At 50.8% G+C, this 18,482-nt stretch carries 16 protein-coding genes, 1 tRNA gene and 1 pseudogene; 11 read left to right on the forward strand and 7 right to left on the reverse strand.

Features of this window, described 5'->3' with window-relative positions; all coding sequences use genetic code 11:
- Nucleotides 1-261: 261 nt before the first annotated feature.
- Nucleotides 262-3,147, forward strand: coding sequence for an Rne/Rng family ribonuclease (locus ACTHSN_RS04950; RefSeq protein WP_440365133.1), 2,886 nt, complete (start codon nt 262-264; stop codon nt 3,145-3,147).
- Nucleotides 3,148-3,399: 252 nt separating this feature from the next.
- On the opposite strand, the gene mscL is transcribed toward ACTHSN_RS04950, so the two are convergent.
- Both mscL and fabI read right to left on the reverse strand, forming a co-directional pair.
- Nucleotides 3,400-3,843 carry a large conductance mechanosensitive channel protein MscL gene (mscL, locus tag ACTHSN_RS04955; protein WP_440361732.1) on the reverse strand — a complete coding sequence of 148 codons (444 nt, stop codon included), beginning with the start codon at nt 3,841-3,843 and terminating at the stop codon, nt 3,400-3,402.
- Nucleotides 3,844-4,291: 448 nt separating this feature from the next.
- Nucleotides 4,292-5,080, reverse strand: a complete 789-nt coding sequence (gene fabI, locus ACTHSN_RS04960; RefSeq protein WP_003748060.1) for an enoyl-ACP reductase FabI — start codon at nt 5,078-5,080, stop codon at nt 4,292-4,294.
- Between the two features lie 208 nt (nt 5,081-5,288).
- Here fabI and ppk1 point away from each other — a divergent pair, with 208 nt between their 5' ends.
- Complete coding sequence (gene ppk1, locus ACTHSN_RS04965) at nt 5,289-7,346, forward strand: polyphosphate kinase 1 (protein WP_440365134.1); 2,058 nt, start codon at nt 5,289-5,291, stop codon at nt 7,344-7,346.
- A gap of 100 nt (nt 7,347-7,446) precedes the next feature.
- Nucleotides 7,447-9,462 carry a prolyl oligopeptidase family serine peptidase gene (locus tag ACTHSN_RS04970; protein WP_440365135.1) on the forward strand — a complete coding sequence of 672 codons (2,016 nt, stop codon included), beginning with the start codon at nt 7,447-7,449 and terminating at the stop codon, nt 9,460-9,462.
- Between the two features lie 248 nt (nt 9,463-9,710).
- On the opposite strand, the gene ACTHSN_RS04975 is transcribed toward ACTHSN_RS04970, so the two are convergent.
- Nucleotides 9,711-9,884, reverse strand: coding sequence for a DNA topoisomerase (locus ACTHSN_RS04975; protein ID WP_083290051.1), 174 nt, complete (start codon nt 9,882-9,884; stop codon nt 9,711-9,713).
- Between ACTHSN_RS04975 and ACTHSN_RS04980 the strand changes: the two genes are divergently transcribed.
- Complete coding sequence (locus ACTHSN_RS04980) at nt 9,883-10,098, forward strand: aminotransferase class IV (RefSeq protein WP_234396205.1); 216 nt, start codon at nt 9,883-9,885, stop codon at nt 10,096-10,098. The two genes, ACTHSN_RS04975 and ACTHSN_RS04980, sit on opposite strands and share 2 nt — an antisense overlap.
- Nucleotides 10,099-10,142: 44 nt before the next feature.
- Here ACTHSN_RS04980 and ACTHSN_RS04985 read toward each other — a convergent pair whose 3' ends face one another.
- Both ACTHSN_RS04985 and ACTHSN_RS04990 read right to left on the reverse strand, forming a co-directional pair.
- Nucleotides 10,143-11,600: a DUF389 domain-containing protein gene (locus ACTHSN_RS04985; protein ID WP_070583969.1), complete on the reverse strand. Its 1,458-nt coding sequence runs from the start codon at nt 11,598-11,600 to the stop codon at nt 10,143-10,145.
- A gap of 271 nt (nt 11,601-11,871) precedes the next feature.
- Nucleotides 11,872-12,526: pseudogene (locus tag ACTHSN_RS04990) on the reverse strand (IS1595 family transposase).
- Between the two features lie 252 nt (nt 12,527-12,778).
- On the opposite strand from ACTHSN_RS04990, the gene acpP reads away from it, so the two are divergent.
- The 3 genes from acpP to ACTHSN_RS05005 all read left to right on the forward strand — a co-directional run bounded on the left by acpP (nt 12,779) and on the right by ACTHSN_RS05005 (nt 15,298).
- Nucleotides 12,779-13,015, forward strand: a complete 237-nt coding sequence (gene acpP / locus ACTHSN_RS04995; RefSeq protein ID WP_003679644.1) for an acyl carrier protein — start codon at nt 12,779-12,781, stop codon at nt 13,013-13,015.
- A gap of 162 nt (nt 13,016-13,177) precedes the next feature.
- The gene (gene fabF, locus ACTHSN_RS05000) at nt 13,178-14,425 is read left to right on the forward strand and encodes a beta-ketoacyl-ACP synthase II (RefSeq protein ID WP_070459816.1); all 1,248 of its coding nucleotides are present in this window, start codon (nt 13,178-13,180) and stop codon (nt 14,423-14,425) included.
- Nucleotides 14,426-14,605: 180 nt separating this feature from the next.
- Entirely contained in the window at nt 14,606-15,298 is a 693-nt protein-coding gene (locus ACTHSN_RS05005; protein WP_049351302.1) for a hypothetical protein, read from the forward strand.
- 55 nt (nt 15,299-15,353) lie between these two features.
- Here the strand turns inward: ACTHSN_RS05005 and ACTHSN_RS05010 are convergent, their stop codons facing one another.
- Nucleotides 15,354-15,683, reverse strand: a complete 330-nt coding sequence (locus ACTHSN_RS05010) for a rhodanese-like domain-containing protein (protein ID WP_070583862.1) — start codon at nt 15,681-15,683, stop codon at nt 15,354-15,356.
- Between the two features lie 52 nt (nt 15,684-15,735).
- On the reverse strand, nt 15,736-16,392 hold the full coding sequence (locus ACTHSN_RS05015) for a protein-L-isoaspartate O-methyltransferase family protein (protein WP_070459784.1): 657 nt from the start codon (nt 16,390-16,392) through the stop codon (nt 15,736-15,738).
- Between the two features lie 182 nt (nt 16,393-16,574).
- On the opposite strand from ACTHSN_RS05015, the gene tpiA reads away from it, so the two are divergent.
- The 4 genes from tpiA (at nt 16,575) to ACTHSN_RS05035 (ending at nt 18,464) form a co-directional block, all read left to right on the forward strand.
- Nucleotides 16,575-17,348 carry a triose-phosphate isomerase gene (gene tpiA / locus ACTHSN_RS05020; protein ID WP_004519014.1) on the forward strand — a complete coding sequence of 258 codons (774 nt, stop codon included), beginning with the start codon at nt 16,575-16,577 and terminating at the stop codon, nt 17,346-17,348.
- Between the two features lie 7 nt (nt 17,349-17,355).
- Nucleotides 17,356-17,715, forward strand: a complete 360-nt coding sequence (gene secG, locus ACTHSN_RS05025) for a preprotein translocase subunit SecG (protein WP_003683944.1) — start codon at nt 17,356-17,358, stop codon at nt 17,713-17,715.
- Nucleotides 17,716-17,730: 15 nt separating this feature from the next.
- A tRNA-Leu gene (locus ACTHSN_RS05030) sits at nt 17,731-17,816 on the forward strand.
- Between the two features lie 90 nt (nt 17,817-17,906).
- Nucleotides 17,907-18,464: a UbiX family flavin prenyltransferase gene (locus ACTHSN_RS05035; protein ID WP_219089307.1), complete on the forward strand. Its 558-nt coding sequence runs from the start codon at nt 17,907-17,909 to the stop codon at nt 18,462-18,464.
- Nucleotides 18,465-18,482 lie beyond the last annotated feature (18 nt).

Raw genomic sequence — 18,482 nt, forward strand, 5'->3', positions numbered from 1 at the left:
GCTGCCTTATTTTGTCCGAAACATCAGCATTCGGACGGCAGCGGAACCATCAACCTTTCCGCCGCATTGTTCTTTATTTCCTTCTTTATCCGAATCCGTCCGCACATGGCTTGAGCTCAAGCATGCAACCTTGCGGATTTCAAATCAAATACTGGTTACACGGGGATTTTCCCATCTTGCCTTTGAAGAGTGCCAACCGGACAGACAGGCCGTCTGAAAAAGATATTCACAAATCAAACGGCCGCTGTTCACGAGGTGACTATGAAAAGAATGTTATTCAACGCAACGCAGGCCGAAGAGCTGCGCGTTGCCATTGTCGATGGCCAAAACCTTTTGGACTTGGACATCGAAACGCTGGGCAAAGAACAGCGTAAAGGCAATATCTACAAAGGTATCATTACCCGCATCGAGCCGTCGCTGGAAGCGTGTTTCGTCGATTACGGAACCGACCGCCACGGCTTTTTGCCGTTTAAGGAAGTATCGCGTTCGTATTTCCGCGATTACGAAGGCGGCAGGGCGCGTATTCAAGACGTGCTCAAAGAAGGCATGGAAGTCATCGTTCAAGTCGAAAAAGATGAGCGCGGCAACAAAGGCGCGGCACTGACCACCTTCATCAGCCTGGCCGGCCGCTATTTGGTATTGATGCCGAACAATCCGCGCGGCGGCGGCGTATCCCGCCGTATCGAAGGCGAAGAGCGCCAAGAGTTGAAAGCCGCCATGGCCGAACTCGACATTCCGAACGGCATGAGCATCATTGCTCGTACTGCCGGCATCGGCCGCAGCGCGGAAGAGTTGGAATGGGACTTAAACTACCTCAAGCAACTCTGGCAAGCCATTGAAGAAGCAGGCAAAGCACACCATGACCCTTACCTGCTCTTTATGGAAAGCTCGCTGCTGATTCGTGCGATTCGTGACTATTTCCGTCCCGACATCGGCGAGATTCTGGTGGATAATCAAGAAGTTTACGACCAAGTTGCCGAGTTCATGAGCTATGTCATGCCGAGCAATGTAGGCCGTCTGAAACTCTATCAAGACCACACGCCGCTGTTCTCCCGCTTCCAAATCGAACACCAAATCGAAAGTGCATTCTCACGCAGCGTCAGCCTGCCTTCCGGCGGCGCGATTGTGATCGACCACACCGAAGCCTTGGTTTCCATCGACGTCAACTCTGCGCGTGCCACACGCGGCTCGGATATTGAAGACACCGCGTTCAAAACCAATATGGAAGCTGCCGAAGAGGTTGCCCGTCAAATGCGCCTGCGCGACTTGGGCGGTTTGGTCGTCATCGACTTCATCGACATGGAAAATCCGAAACACCAACGCGATGTTGAAAACGTACTGCGCGACGCGCTCAAAAAAGACCGTGCCCGCGTGCAAATGGGCAAACTTTCGCGTTTCGGTCTTTTGGAATTGAGCCGCCAACGTTTGAAACCGGCTCTGGGCGAAAGCAGCCATGTTGCGTGTCCGCGCTGTGCCGGTACCGGCGTCATCCGCGGCATCGAATCCACCGCCCTGCACGTTTTGCGCATCATTCAAGAAGAAGCAATGAAAGACAACACTGGCGAAGTACACGCACAAGTGCCTGTCGATGTTGCCACCTTCCTGTTGAACGAAAAACGCGCCGAGCTGTTTGCGATGGAAGAGCGCTTGGATGTGAACGTCGTCCTGATTCCAAACATTCACTTGGAAAATCCGCACTACGAAATCAACCGCATCCGCATCGATGACGTAGAAGAAGACGGCGAACCGAGCTACAAACGCGTCGCCGAGCCGGAAGAAGACGAATCTGCCAAACCTTTCGGCAGCGAAAAAGCCAAAGCTTCCCGTCCTGAGCCAGCTGTCAAAGGCGTACGCCATACCCAGCCTGCACCAACTGTCGCCCCTGAGAAAAAAGCCTCTTGGTGGGACAGCTTCAAAGCTTGGTTGAAACGCATTTTCGGCGGCGAGCCTGCACCTGCCGCAGTTGCTCAAGAGCCTGCCGAAAAACGCACTACAACCAACCGCAGCCAAAACAGCAACCGCCGTTCAAACAGCCGCCGTCAAAATCCACGCCGCAACAACAAAAACGACGGCAGCAAAGTCGAAGTGCGCGAAGTGAATGCCGAAGCTGCCGACAGCAAGTTTGAAGAAAGCAAATCAAGCGAAAGCCGTAACGACGAGCGTAAAGACACCCGCCGCAACCGCAACCGTAACAACAACCGCCGCGATGAGCGCAACAACGAGCGCAACCGTGTTGAGGAAGTAGTTGAAGATGTAAACGTTCAAGAAGTGGCTGCACTGGCTGAGATGCCGTCTGAAAACCAAGCGGAACAAAACGGCAATAAACGCCGCCGCAACAACAGTCGCAACGAGCGCAACCGTAATCAATCTGCGGAAAACCGTGTTGAGGACGTGAACGTTCAAGCCGATGGCGAACAGGCGCAAGTTGAAGCGGACGACAACGCCCGCAGCGAAGAGGGTGTGAAAAACAACGGCCGTCAAGGACGCGACCGCAACAACCGTCAGCGCAACAATCGCAACGACCGCCGTTCCAACAGCAAAAAACGCAATATTCCGTCTTCAGCAAAAATCGAGCAATACCTGAACATTACCGACACCGCCGACAAAGTCCTCTTTGCCGTAGCGCATGTTTTGGGTTTGAATGAAACGGTTGAAGCTGCAAATGCGACATTGTCTTCTGAAAGCGATCAAGCCGAGCCGCTGGTGATTGTGGTATCCGAGCCTGAAGTTACCAGCGCAGAGCCATTCGTATTTGCAATTGAAAGCGAAGACGAGCCTGCCGTAGCGCAAACTGAAGGAGCCGATGCCGAACAAGCCCTGCTTGCATCTGCGGTCAACAATGTCAAAGAAGCCATTTCTGCGGTATTGTCTCCGAATGCAACGGCTACTGTTGCACCGGTTGAAGCACCAGCCGAAACTGTTGCCACACAAACTGAAGCCGTAGCTGAAGCAGCGCCTGTCGCAATCGTTTTGCCGGAAGGTTTGGGCGATTTGATCTTCGTTGAAACCGATCCGCAAGCTGTTGCCGCTTTTGCTGCGCAGCCACAACCTGAACCTGTTGCCAAAACACGCCGTTCGGATGTGCCTAAAGTAGAAGTGGAAGACGTAGCAGTCGAAATGATTTTGGTGGAAACACGCAAAGATTAAGATTGGTTTTCCAGTTAAAAGCCCGATGTTGAACGCATCGGGCTTTTTTATTGGCAAGGAGTTATGCTGCTCTTATTTTCTTTGTGTTTACCATGAGCATTGCTTCATGGTTGAAAAAGCAGGATAGATTGCTGAGAAAGGGAAGGCATGGTTTTTTCAATAGGAAGGGCTTAATGAAAATTGGTATGAGAAAAGCCGTCTGAAATGGTTTCAGACGGCCTTGGTTTGTGTGTGTATGTTTAGGTATTGTGATTAGTTTTTGTTCAGAGAGTCACGGATTTCGCGCAACAACAGAACTTCTTCGCTAGGCTCTGCTGGTGCTTCTTCAGCAGGAGCTTCGGCTTTTTTCACAGAGTTGATGGCTTTAACCACGCAGAAGATGGCAGCGGCGATGATCAGGAAGCTGATCACGGTGTTGATGAACAGACCGATATTCAGGGTAACGGCACCGGCTGCTTGGGCGGCTGCCAAGTTGGCGTAACCTTCTGCAGGAGCGGCTTGTGCGCCGTCTTTCAATGTAATGAACAGGTTGGAGAAATCAACGCCGCCGATCAATAGGCCGATAGGGGGCATGATTACGTCGTCAACCAATGATTTGACGATGCCGCTGAATGCTGTACCGACAACCATACCGACTGCGAGGTCGATCACGTTGCCACGCATAATAAATTCTTTAAATTCTGAAGCGATTGACATAATTAATCTCCTGTATGTGTTTGAGTCAAAATCAGATGTGATTCAATTAATCGGCAGGCATCTTAACGCTTTATTAGTTAAGAAAAATTCAATAATGTTAAATTTTGTATTTTATGCCAAAAATGCCCTGCTTCTATGCCTTCTGTATGAAAAACAGGCCGTCTGAATTTTTTCTGTTACTTTTTTACACCACTTTTTATCAGTAGCTAAGTATCAGATAACATGAATGTTATCTTTAGAATCAATGCTCTATCGGAATTTCAAATTGAGGTAGAATGATAATATAATAATGCTGAAAACATAATCATTGAAAGCCTGTAAAGATAATGTTTCGAATTCGTATTTGACTTTCAGACGGCCTTTTTTGTCATGCAGTTATTCAAACCATAATGTAACGGCCATAAAAAACGCACTTTCATCATGAAAGTGCGTTTGGAGTGAAAACTGTTTAGTTCTCTTCGTCGTTCAGCGCGTTGATGCTGTAACCGCCGTCAACGTATGTAATCTCGCCGGTGATGCCGGAAGCGAGGTCGGACAGCAGGAAGGCGGCTGTATTGCCGACTTCTTCAGTGGTAACGTTGCGGCCCAATGGGTTGTGGGAAGCGACGTGGCCCAAGAGTTTGCTTAAATCGGCGATGCCGGAAGCGGCCAGGGTTTTGATCGGGCCTGCGGAGATGCCGTTGCAGCGGATGCCTTCTTTGCCCAGGCAGGCGGCGGTGAAGCGGATGCCGGCTTCAAGGCTGGCTTTGGCCATGCCCATAACGTTGTAGTTAGGAATGGCACGAACGGCGCCCAAGTAGCTCAGTGCAACGATTGCGGCGTTGCGGCCCTGCATCATCGGACGTGCGGCTTTGGCCAGCGCAGGCAGGCTGTATGCGGAGATTTCGTGAGCGGTGTTGAACGCTTCGCGGCTGATGCTGTCGAGGAAGTCGCCGCTCAAGGCTTCCTTGGGGGCGAAGCCGATGGAGTGGACGAGGCCGTCCAAGCCGTCCCAGTGTTTGCCCAAATCAACGAAAACTTGGTTGATTTCGTCATCGCTGGCAACGTCGCAGCGGAACACGAGTTCGGAGCCGAGTTCGGCCGCCATTTTACGGACGCGCTCTTCCAGTTTGTCGACAACATAAGTAAATGCCAATTCCGCGCCTTGTTCGCGGCAGGCTTTGGCGATGCCGTAAGCGATGGAACGCTCGGAGATCATGCCGGTAATCAGAATTTTTTTGCCTTGCAAAAAGCCCATTTTCTTATCCTTTAGCAGTGGTATTGCGGTTGCATTAAACTGCGCATTATAGCAAAAACCGCTGTTTCGGCATAGAAAATAACGGATAACCCTTTGTCTTGCCTCAAATAGGGATAAGGTTTTCTGTCAAGGCCGTCTGAAACCTGACGGAACAGCGTCAAAACGTTATACTTGATAGTCTTAATGACCGATGTTTCAGGAGTGAACTATGCCCGAGCAAAACCGCATTCTCTGCCGAGAACTCAGCCTGTTGGCGTTTAACCGCCGTGTACTGGCTCAGGTGCAGGATACGAAAGTTCCTTTGTTGGAGCGTTTGCGTTTTTTGTGCATCGTGTCTTCCAATTTGGACGAATTTTTTGAAGTGCGCATGGCGTGGTTGAAACGCGAAAACAAATTGCGCCCGCATCAGCCGCTCGACAACGGCAAAACCGCGGCCGAAACCATCGAAGCGGTGGCAAAAGAGGCACAGGCCTTGATTCGCGAGCAGTACGATCTGTTTAACAAAGTATTGCAGCCTGCACTCAGTCGCGCCGGTATTCATTTTTATCGCCGCCACAAATGGACGGCCGCGCAGAAAAAATGGATTGAAAATTATTTTGACAACGAGCTGTTGCCCATTCTCACGCCCATCGGCCTTGATCCGTCACACCCGTTCCCTCGCCCGTTAAACAAATCGCTTAATTTCGCCGTCGAACTCGAAGGCACGGATGCGTTCGGCCGTCCGTCCGGGATGGCGATTGTGCAGGCTCCGCGCATTTTGCCGCGCGTCGTCCCCATGCCGTCTGAAATTTGCGGCGGCGATGCAGGCTTTGTGTTCTTGTCTTCGATTTTGCACGCCCATGTCGGCAAACTTTTCCCCGGCATGAAGGTTAAAGACTGCCATCAGTTCCGCCTCACGCGCGATAGTGATTTGACGGTTGATGAAGAAGATTTGAAAAACCTGCGTGCCGCGATTCAAAACGAATTGCACGACCGCGAATACGGCGACGGCGTGCGCTTGGAAGTGGCGGATACTTGCCCGGCATACATTCACGATTTCCTACTCGCCCAGTTCAAACTGACTTCTACCGAGCTGTATCAGGTCAAAGGGCCGGTCAATTTGGTGCGCCTCAATGCCGTTCCCGATTTGGTGGACAGGCCGGATTTGAAGTTTCCGCCGCGCAACGCAGGCCGTCTGAAAGCCTTGCGTAAAAACGGCTCCGTGTTCAAACTGGTCAAACAGTCGCCGATTTTGCTGCACCACCCGTATCAGTCGTTTGATCCGGTTGTCCAAATGATACGCGAGGCTGCGGCCGATCCGGATGTGTTGGCCGTCAAAATGACCATCTATCGTACCGGCAGCAATTCCGAGCTTGTGCGCGCATTGATGAAGGCCGCGCTGGCGGGCAAACAAGTTACCGTCGTGGTCGAACTGATGGCGCGTTTTGACGAAGCCAACAACGTCAACTGGGCGAAGCAGCTGGAAGAGGCAGGCGCACACGTCGTGTACGGCGTATTCGGCTACAAAGTCCATGCCAAAATGGCTTTGGTTATCCGCCGCGAAGACGGCGTGCTCAAGCGTTATGCCCACCTCGGTACCGGCAACTACCACCAAGGCACATCGCGCATCTACACTGACTTCGGCATCATCACCGCCGACGAACAAATCACTGCCGATGTGAACATTCTGTTTATGGAAATCACAGGCTTGGGCAAGCCGGGCCGTCTGAACAAGCTCTATCAAAGCCCGTTTACCCTGCACAAAATGGTCATCGACCGCATCAAGCAGGAAACAGAACACGCCAAAGCCGGCAAACCGGCGCGGATTATCGCCAAGATGAACTCCCTCATCGAGCCGAGCGTAATTGATGCGCTGTATCAGGCCAGTGCGGCAGGCGTGCAAATCGATCTGATTGTGCGCGGTATGTGTACCTTGCGCCCGGGTGTCAAAGGCTTGTCCGAAAACATCCGCGTCCGTTCCATCATCGGCCGCCAACTCGAACACTCGCGCGTGTATTGCTTCCATAACAACGGTGCAGACGATACCTTTATCTCCAGCGCCGACTGGATGGGTCGCAACTTCTTCCGCCGCATTGAAGTCGCCACGCCGATTACCACGCCCGAACTCAAAGAACGCGTGATCCGAGAAGGCTTGGAAATGGCTTTGGAAGACAATACCCAGGCTTGGCTGATGCAGCCTGACGGCAGCTACGTCCGCACCCAGCCGAAAGACGGTGAGCCTGCGTTTGGTTTGCAGGAAGGTTTGTGGAAAATATACGGGCGTTGAGTTGAAGAATGTTCAGGCCGTCTGAAACGCAGGTTTCAGACGGCCTTTTTTGATTTTGCCGTTATAATTCCATTTCCCAATCTTTCAGACGGCCTTTTCTATGAAATCCTACCCCGATTCCTATCTCCATTTTGAAAACCTCGAATCTCCCGAAACGCAAAATTTCGCCGCCGCGGCGCATGCCGAAACGCGCAAGCGTTTTTTAGAAAACGACAAGGCGCGCGCATTGTCCGACGGTATTTTGGCGCAATTGCAGGACACACGGCAGATTCCGTTTTGTCAGGAACACCGCGCGCGGATGTACCATTTCCATCAGGATGCGGAATACCCGAAGGGCGTGTACCGCGTGTGTACGGCGGCGACTTACCGTTCGGGCTATCCTGAGTGGAAAATCCTGTTTTCAGTGGCGGACTTCGACGAGCTGCTTGGCGACGATGTGTATTTGGGCGGCGTGTCGCACTTGGTGGAAAAGCCCAACCGCGCGTTGTTAACACTGAGCAAATCGGGTGGCGATACGGCGTACACGCTGGAAGTGGATTTGGAAGCAGGGGAATTGGTAGAAGGCGGTTTTCACTTTCTGGCAGGCAAAAACCATGTGTCGTGGCGCGATGAAAACAGCGTTTGGGTGTGTCCGGCTTGGGACGAACGCCAGTTGACCGAATCGGGTTATCCGCGCGAAGTGTGGCTGGTGGAGCGTGGTAAGAGTTTCGAGGAAAGCCTGCCGGTGTATCAAATTGCCGAAGACGGCATGATGGTGAACGCGTGGCGTTATCTCGATCCGCAGGGTTCGCCGATTGATTTGATTGAAGCGTCGGACGGTTTTTACACCAAAACCTATTTGCAGGTCTCAGCCGAAGGCGAGGCGAAACCGTTAAACCTGCCCAACGATTGCGACGTAGTCGGCTATCTGGCGGGACATCTTTTGCTGACGCTGCGCAAGGACTGGAACCGCGCGAACCAAAGCTATCCGAGCGGCGCATTGGTGGCAGTAAAATTAAACCGCGGCGAATTAGGCGCGGCGCAGCTTTTGTTTGCGCCCGATGAAACGCAGGCATTGGAAAGCGTGGAAACGACCAAGCGTTTTGTCGTGGCGAGCCTGCTGGAGAACGTACAAGGCCGTCTGAAAGCATGGCGCTTTACCGACGGCAAATGGCAGGAAGTCGAACTGCCGCGCCTGCCTTCGGGTGCGTTGGAAATAACCGACCAGCCGTGGGGCGGCGACGTGGTTTACCTTGCCGCCAGCGATTTCACCACGCCGCTGACGCTGTTTGCGCTGGATTTGAACGTGATGGAACTGACCGTCATGCGCCGTCAGCTGCAGCAGTTTGATTCAGACGGCATTAACGTACAGCAGTTTTGGACGACTTCGGCCGACGGCGAGCGCATTCCTTATTTCCACGTCGGCAAAAACGCCACGCCCGACACGCCGACTTTGGTTTATGCCTATGGTGGTTTCGGCATTCCCGAATTGCCGCATTATCTGGGTAGCGTTGGCAAATATTGGCTGGAAGAGGGCAATGCCTTTGTGTTGGCAAACATCCGCGGCGGCGGCGAATTTGGCCCGCGCTGGCATCAGGCGGCGCAGGGAATCAGCAAACACAAAAGCGTTGATGATTTATTGGCAGTCGTGCGCGATTTGTCCGAACGCGGCATGAGTTCGCCCAAACACATCGGTTTGCAGGGCGGCAGCAACGGCGGCCTGATTACCGCCGCCGCCTTCGTGCGCGAGCCGCAAAGCATCGGCGCGCTGGTGTGTGAAGTGCCGCTGACCGACATGATCCGCTATCCGCTTCTATCCGCCGGTTCAAGCTGGACGGACGAATACGGCAATCCGCAGAAATACGAAGTCTGCAAACGCTGGCTGGGCGAATTGTCACCGTATCACAATCTTTCAGACGGCATCAATTATCCGCCAGCGCTCATTACCACCAGCCTCAGCGACGACCGCGTCCATCCCGCCCACGCGCTCAAGTTCTATGCCAAACTGCGCGAAACCTCGCCGCAATCGTGGCTCTACGCCCCGGACGGCGGCGGCCATACCGGCAACGGCACGCAACGCGAATCCGCCGACGAACTTGCCTGTGTCTTGCTGTTTTTGAAAGAGTTTTTAGGGTAGAAGCAAGCAACAGGACTGACCGTTTTGTAAAGTTGAGAAACAAAATACTCTTGTTTCGGCAAGTGAAAAGAAGGCCGTCTGAAAAACGAATATTAAAGTTTCCCAGACGGCCTTCTTTTCTTTTAACTTTCAACATATCCCGATAAAATGGACACTTTGTAAGTAATCATTGATGGAAGACGCAATTATGGCAACCGAGCCGAGAAATTATACACGATTTAGAAAATAATTTCAAACAAAACAATATATTAAAACTCAAACAAATCTTTCCCGAAGTCTTTTGCAAAGACCAAATCGACTTTGAGAAACTCAAACTCGTCCTTGGCGCAGAAAACCTTGCCGGTGTGGGAGAACGTTATCAACTCGATGCTGTAGAAACTAGTAGCGTTGTTTACAGTATTTCCAGGAGAATACTGAAACATGAACATGCACAAAAACACCCGTCTTACCCCGTCTCTGGATTTGGATATCCTCAACGGCATCATGCGCCAAGCCGTGTTGCAGCAGCTGCAAACCTACTTGGGCGCGGACACCATCATCGAAACGCACATCACCCACGACATGCTCGAACGCGCAGAAAAAATCTGCCTCTCCAACGCCTTGAGAGGCGTGTTTGAGGCGGATTTGGTGTACTAGGAACAATCAATGATTTCTCGGAAATGGATAAAGTCTGAAGGCGATTATTCATTAGACGGTTTATCTGTCTGAGACTTGTGCGTTAATAATATGCGCACGACCTTACCCTCATAACGCTGGCTTAACCACGCCTGTATCCGCTCGTGATCTTTGGCAGGCAATGGCTGCTCCAATTCGAGAGAGACAACGACGATATCGTCATATGTATCTGTCTTCGGTTCTGCGTTTTTTTGGCTTTCAGACTGTTCGGAAACAGGCGTTGTTTGCGCTTTATCCCAAGCCAAGCCGCGTCCGACAACGATTTTTTCCGCTTCCGGATATTGGGCTTTTAATTCCTTGAGTACCGCTGCATCGTCGATATCGGAGGCTTTGCCTGCCAGTATGGTATCGATATAGGCCTGCTGCTCTTTCAGCTCATTTTGCTGCTGAACCGGGTTGTTTCGGCTTGCCAGCAATTCTTCGATTTTAGCATCGTTCCCTCCCGCATAGACCACGTTGACCTTCGGCTCTTTCACCCCCGACGCGTTAAGGCTTTTCACCAGCAAGGCGGAAATTTTCTCGGCATTGCCCGTTCCATTGACAATCAGACCGACTTTATTTTCTCTGTGGTTCAACATCTTACGCAGCACGAAAAAACCTTCCTGTTGCTGCGCAGTGGCAATGGCGGCATTGGCTCTGGTGTTGAAGATCTCCTGACGCACCAGTCCTGATGCCATATAGCCGCTCGGAATCATCACAGCCAACACGACGGCAGTAATAATGATGCTTTGCAACCGGCGTTTGGATTCCGTTACCAACCCCCTGCGCGGCAGCTTGAGCAGCTTGGAAAACAACAAGGTCGAAAAAGCGATGAACACGCAGTTGATGGCAAAAAGATATGAAGCACCGAGAAAGTAGTGCCAGTTGCCATGTGCCAGTCCGTAGCCCGCAGTACACAGGGGCGGCATCAATGCGGTAGCAATCGCCACACCCGGTATGGCATTGCCTCCTTCTTTTCGAGTCAGCGCCACAATACCCGCACTACCGCCGAAGAAGGCAATCAACACATCCCAAAGGGTCGGCTGAGTACGCGCCAAAAGCTCGCTTTGCGCCTCTTTAAGCGGGGTTAACAGGAAATACAACGTAGCGGTAATCAAGCTGATGACGACGAATATAATAATATTGCGCACGGCTTGACGGATCAGCGCAGTATCCCCTACCGCCAAACCGTAACCCATACCGACAATCGGCCCCATCAACGGCGAAATCAACATCGCGCCGATCACTACCGCCGTGCTGTTTACATTCAGACCGATACTCGCCACGGCAATGGCAAACATCAATACCCACATATTGGTTCCGGACACCCGAGTATTGGCGCGGATGACGGCATCAATTTTATCGGGATGGGCCTGGTCATGCGCAAGATTGAACACATCTTGCAACTTGGTCATGGCACCATTGTCTTCTTTTGGCTGATTTTCTTGTTCTTCTTGGTTTTTAATGTTTTCTTGGTCTTGCATTTTCATCCTTAAATCAATCTTAACGATTGTCTCTGAATATTTAATTAACTGGAATTTCGGATACTGATAATTATGCTTTAATACTGATTTCAAATATGATTAAGCAGATACCTTGCAGAAGGTTAGCATACACATGAAAACGCTGACAACGCTGATCCTGCGTAGGCCTTCACGAAACCAGCATATGCAAAAACCTTCTCTCAAATCCAATTCCTACTTTTTCAGCAGCAACCGCCATCAAAATTTTTTAAGGGGCTGTACTAGATTAGCCCTAAATTCCACACCATTTTTGCAGGATTTTAAGCTGTTGAGACGGTATGCCGAAATTAAATCGAAATTCGCATTCTTTCAAGAACAGCGGGAAAGATTTGCGATCGATTCCGTTGTATTTGCGCAAGACGCGTTTTGCCTGATTCCAAAAGTTCTCAATGCCGTTAATGTGGTTCTGACGGTCGGCAAATTCCTTGGAATGGTTGATGCGGTAATGGATAAAACCGCTCACGTCCAACTTGTCGTAGCTGCTCAGGCTATCCGTGTAAACAATGCTGTCCGGCATGATTTTCTTTTTAATGACAGGGAGTAACGTTTCAGACTTGGCATTATCCACCACAACGGTAGAGACCCGTCCGTTGCGTTTCAGAATGCCGAAGACAACCACTTTTCCTGCCGCACCGCGACCACGTCTGCCTTTACGCCGTCCGCCGAAATAGCTTTCGTCCAACTCGACAGGGCCCTCAAAAACCTCATCGGCAACCAAGGCCAGATAATGGCGGATAACCATACGAATTTTGCAGTAGAACAGAATAGCGGAGTTGGGCTGAATGCCCAAAATATCGGCAGCGGAACGGGCGGTAACTTCGAGTACAAAAAAACGAAGCAGTTCTTTCTGTACTTTTTTTCTTTAATTTGCAGTGTGTTATCTTCATATTTCGAGGGTAACATATCTGCTAATCTAGTACAGCCCCTTTTTTTAATAATGTTAATGTTAATACGTAACAAAACAAATTCCCGCTTGTAGGTTAAAATCAGGCTATGCTAATATGCACAACAACAGGTTTTTACTGAATAATCTGTGCTAAAATGCAGGATTAGATGGAAAACTCTATCCGAATTCGGTACAATACCGACGAATTATTTCCCTTAAACAACCTGCCGCAAGGCGAAAAGGAACGACTGACATGTCAAACATCGAACAACAAGTTAAAAAAATTGTTGCTGAACAACTGGGCGTAAACGAAGCCGAAGTGAAAAACGAATCTTCTTTCCAAGACGATTTGGGTGCTGACTCTCTGGACACCGTAGAACTGGTGATGGCTTTGGAAGAAGCTTTCGGCTGCGAAATCCCTGACGAAGACGCTGAAAAAATCACTACCGTACAATTGGCTATCGACTACATCAACGCCCACCAAGGCTAATCGGTCGCACCAAACATCCAGCCTCTGCTGCGCCATCGCAATAGAGGCTTTTACCTTATTATTAAACCCCTGAAATTTCAGACGGCATGAGTTTTGCCTGTTTTCACGAAGAAAAAGAGCAAGGCTGCCGCGAAAATCCCGACAACCAACAGCGAGATTATCATGAGTCAGAGAAGAGTAGTCATCACAGGTCTTGGCCAAGTATCACCGGTCGGCAACGACGTCGCCACCGCATGGAGCAATCTGCTCGCAGGCAAAAGCGGCATCGGACGGATTACCCGCTTTGACACATCCGACATCAACAGCCAAATCGCCGGCGAAGTGCGCGATTTCGACATCGGCCAATACATCAGCGCAAAAGAAGCGCGCCGCATGGACGTGTTCATCCACTACGGTATCGCCGCCGCCCTGCAAGCCATCAATGATTCAGGCTTGGACGATTTGGAAACCCTCGACAAAGACCGCGTCGGTGTCAACATCGGTTCCGGTATCGGCGGCCTGCCGAGCATTGAAGCGACCGGTAAAGCCGTTATCGAAGGCGGCGCGCGCAAAATCAATCCTTTCTTTATCCCAGGCTCGCTGATTAACCTGATTTCCGGCCATGTTACCATCCTTAAAGGCTACCGCGGCCCAAGCTACGGCATGGTTTCTGCCTGTACGACCGGTGCACACTCCATCGGTGATTCTGCACGACTGATTAAATACGGCGACGCGGATGTGATGATTGCCGGTGGTGCGGAAGGCGCAATCAGCACTTTGGGCGTTGGCGGTTTTGCTGCCATGAAGGCACTTTCCACCCGAAACGATGACCCTGCTACCGCTTCCCGTCCGTGGGACAAAGGCCGTGACGGTTTCGTTATCGGCGAAGGCGCTGGCGTGCTGGTGTTGGAAGAATTGGAACACGCGAAAAAACGCGGTGCGAAAATTTACGCCGAAATCGTCGGCTTCGGTATGAGCTCAGATGCCTACCACATTACCGCGCCTAACGAAGAAGGCCCTGCATTGGCGGTTACTCGTGCGCTGAAAGATGCCGGCCTGAATCCTGAAGACGTGGATTACGTCAACGCACACGGTACGTCCACTCCGCTGGGCGATGCCAACGAAACCAAAGCCCTCAAACGCGCTTTGGGCGATCATGCGCGCAAAGTCATTGTTAACTCTACCAAATCTATGACCGGCCACTTGCTCGGCGCGGCCGGCGGCGTGGAAGCGTTGTACAGCGTGTTGGCAGTACACGAGCAAAAATCTCCACCGACCATCAACATCTTTGAACAAGACGTTGAAGCCGGTTGCGATTTGGACTACTGCGCCAACGAAGCACGCGATGCGAAAATCGACGTTGCCATCTCCAATTCCTTCGGCTTTGGCGGTACCAACGGCACATTGGTATTCAAACGCTTCAAAGACTGATAGAAGGTTGTAAGTAGATTAAAAGGCCGTCTGAAACTGGATTTCAGACGGCCTTTTTTATTTTAAAATACAAATATTCTTGATAATCTGTATCATTTATATAAAAATATCGACTCCAATCAATATTGCCCGGATTTTATCGGGTAATCAACCCAATTACATTTTTATCAGGAGTCTGCAATGAAAACTATCCGTATTCTAGCATTGGCCGCCGCGCTGGCCGCCGTGCCTGCATTTGCGTCTGATTTCGGCCATGAACAGGCATTGACCATAGACGGCAAGCCTGCCCATTTGGCAGAAACTTCAGCCCGTATTTTGGCAAACGAAACCCTGACTGCGCCGCAACTGGTCGAAGACATTACCGATGGATTCGGTTCGAAAAAAATTCCAGGTTATAAATTGATGATTATGGGCCGCACTTATTCGGTGGCGGCAGAAACCAAACCGCCGAAAGAGGGCCAAACTCAGTGGCGGGACAATACGTTCATTCATCGTGGCGTAAAACTGTTTGTCGGTATTCCGGTCAAAAACGGCAAGATGGATTTGGCGTCTGCCAGATTGATTAATATCGGCGTGGTTGACGATAACGGTGGTGCCGCGCCTCATGATGAGGGTGAAAAAATCCGCCCCGTCGGCAAACAGCTGATGTCCCCCGATACCAAAGTGGAAAATGTGAAACTCAATATTGCCAAACTGACGTTGCCAAATATGAAATTGGGCGAAACCAGTGGCGGTGGTGTGAAATTGGAAGCATCGGCAACATTGGACGGTAAGCCGATACAGACCAAAATCGACAGCACGTTCTCCCGCTTCTATTCCGCCAAACCAGCCGCTACACGGCCGTTTATGGCAGATGCAAGGTTTGTGAAATAATTGCAAAGGCCGTCTGAAATCCAGTTTCAGACGGCCTTTTATTGATAAAACCGATTCAATACCGCATCATTTTGCTGTCAACCTGCATTGCCCAAGCATCAATACCGCCCTGCAGGTTGTAGAGGTTTTCAAATCCGGCGTCTTCCAAATATATTGCCGTGTGCAGGCTGCGGATGCCGTGGTGGCAGTAAATGACGATGGGCAAATCGTCGTCGGGCAGCTCGTTTTGGCGCAGGGGGATGAGGTTCATCGGGATATGAATGGCGGCGGGCAGGGTGCAGATGGCGCGTTCTTCATCGGTGCGGACGTCGAGCAGATGAAATGCGCGGCCTTCGTCCTGCCATTGTTTCAATTCGGTGGGCGAGAGTTGGATAATGTCGGTCATAGGGTCGGGTATAAAAGTATGAGGCCGTCTGAACTTTCAGACGGCCTGTTGTTTAAAAATCGAAATCGCCGAACGGATTGGCCGATTTGTCTTCCAAGTGTGCCACGACGGTGTCGAACAATACTTTTTCGGAAAACTCATTGCCGTTACGCGTCAGCAAAAGCGCGCGTTGTACCGGTTTGCGGCCGACGATGACCACCATACGGCCACCGTCTTTCAGTTGCTCTTTCAGAATTTCAGGTACGCTGTCTACTGCGCCGCCCACATAAATCGCATCAAAAGGAGCGCCTTGCGATGCTTCGGTCAGGCCGTTGTTTTGCACATAATCGACGTTGGCAAAGCCCAATTCGTCCAAAACTTTTTTGGCGCGTTGCTGCTGCTCGGCATCAATGTCGTCAGTGACGACTTTGCCGGCCAGTTTGGATAGCAGGGCGGTTGCATAGCCTGAGCCTGTACCGATTTCTAAGACAGTTTCGTCTTTTTTCAGTTTCAAACCTTGAGCTAGGCGGGCAACGACTTTGGGTTCCAACATTTTATGGCCGTTGGCCAGCGGCAGCTCCATATCCGCATAGGCCAAACCTTGAAAAGCCTCGCCGACAAAATGTTCGCGCCCGATCTCCTCCAAAGCATCCAAAATGTCGAAGTCCAAGACATCCCACGGACGAATCTGCTGTTCAACCATATTGAAACGCGCTTTTTCAAAGTCCATATTTGTGCTCCGTTCAATTCTTAATTTTATCGAAGCATACATTATAAATCCTTGTCGGAGAGTGTGCCATCTTTCAGACGGCCTCGAGGCTTGTTAATAATTGCCAAGCGCACATATATCCACTAAACTTTCACATTACACGACGCTACAACAAGCAACAACCAACACACGGAGCAATAAAGATGTATCACCAAATCGGAATGTGGGACCAAAAATGGGTTATCGGCAACTGGAAAATGAACGGCCGACTCCAAAACAACAATGCGCTTATGCACCGCTTCCGTGTCATGCCAACCGCAGAACGCGTGTTAATCGGCCTGGCCGCTCCAACCGTTTATCTGTTGCAACTGCACAACGCCATGCAGATTGTTTTGAACAACCGCATCTTAACCTGTGCGCAAGACGTGAGCCGTTTCCCGAATAACGGCGCATACACTGGCGAAGTGTCCGCCGAAATGCTTGCCGACATCGGTACAGACATCGTTCTCATCGGCCACTCCGAGCGCAGCCTTTATTTCGGCGAGAAAAACGAAATCCAACGCCGCAAAATGGAAAACGTCCTCAACGTCGGCCTGATTCCATTGTTGTGCGTCGGCGAAAGCTTGGAAGAACGCGAAGCCGGTAAAGAACACGAAGTCATTGCCCACCAGCTTTCCATCCTGCAAGGTTTGAACACCAAAAACATCGCCGTTGCCTACGAGCCGGTTTGGGCGATCGGTACAGGCAAAGTCGCCACCGTCGAACAAATCGCCGATATGCACGCATTTATCTACAAAGAAATCTTGTCTTTGTGCGGAAGCGATGTTAAAATCCGCGTTCTTTACGGCGGAAGTGTGAAAGCGGATAACGCAGCCGACATCTTCGCAGTACCTCATGTAGACGGCGCATTGGTTGGTGGCGCGTCATTATCATATGACTCCTTTACCGCCATCATCAACGCAGCACAAGCCTCGTAGAAAACATATGGAAGCCTTTAAAACCCTTATCTGGATCATTAATATTATTTCCGCTTTAGCCGTAATCGTGTTAGTATTGCTGCAACACGGTAAAGGCGCGGATGCCGGCGCAACGTTCGGTTCCGGCAGCGGTAGCGCGCAAGGCGTATTCGGTTCTGCCGGTAATGCCAACTTCCTCAGCCGCTCGACTGCCATTGCCGCAACATTTTTCTTTGCGACCTGTATGGCGATGGTGTATATTCACACCCACTCCAGTAAGCACGGTTTAGACTTCAGCGATGTGAAGCAGACCCAGCAAGCTCCTAAGCCTGCAACGCCTGCACAAAACAATACAACTCCTGTTGCACCAAATCCTCAGCAGCAGTAAGACAATTTGATTTATGCCGACATGGTGGAATTGGTAGACACGCTATCTTGAGGGGGTAGTGGCCGTAGGCTGTGCGAGTTCAAATCTCGCTGTCGGCACCACATTAGAAAATCTAACCGCTTTTTAGCGGTTATTTTTTCGTCTTGAGAATCTGCCTTTTATTTATCTTTAGGCCGAGACAGGGAAATACAATGAAGCGTTTGGTTGTCGGCATCAGCGGTGCCAGCGGTTTTCAGTATGGCGTGAAGGCTTTGCAGCTTTTGCGTGCGCATCAGGTAGAAACGCATTTGGTGGTTTCACAAGGGGCGGAAATGACCCGTACTTTGGAAACGGATTACACCAAAGAAGACGTTTATGCTTTGGCAGATGTCGTGCATTCCATCCGTAATGTCGGGGCAAGCATTGCCAGCGGTTCGTTTTTGACGGACGGAATGTTGATTGCGCCGTGTTCAATGAAAACTTTGGCTTCGGTTGCTCACGGGTTTGCCGATAATTTGCTCAGCCGTGCGGCGGATGTAACGTTGAAAGAGCGGCGCAGGCTGGTGTTGATGGTGCGTGAAGCGCCGTTAAACTTGGCGCACATTGAAAATATGCGCCGCGTGACAGAGATGGGCGGTATCGTGTTTCCTCCCGTTCCGGCTTTATATCAGAAGCCTGAATCCATCGAAGATATGATTACACACAGCGTCTCTCATGCTTTGGACTTGTTCGGCATCATTCAAAACGATGTGCCGCGCTGGCAGGGCTGATGTTTCAGACGGCCTGAG

This window comes from Neisseria sp. P0009.S010, from assembly GCF_051958545.1.
Lineage (GTDB): Bacteria > Pseudomonadota > Gammaproteobacteria > Burkholderiales > Neisseriaceae > Neisseria > Neisseria subflava_A.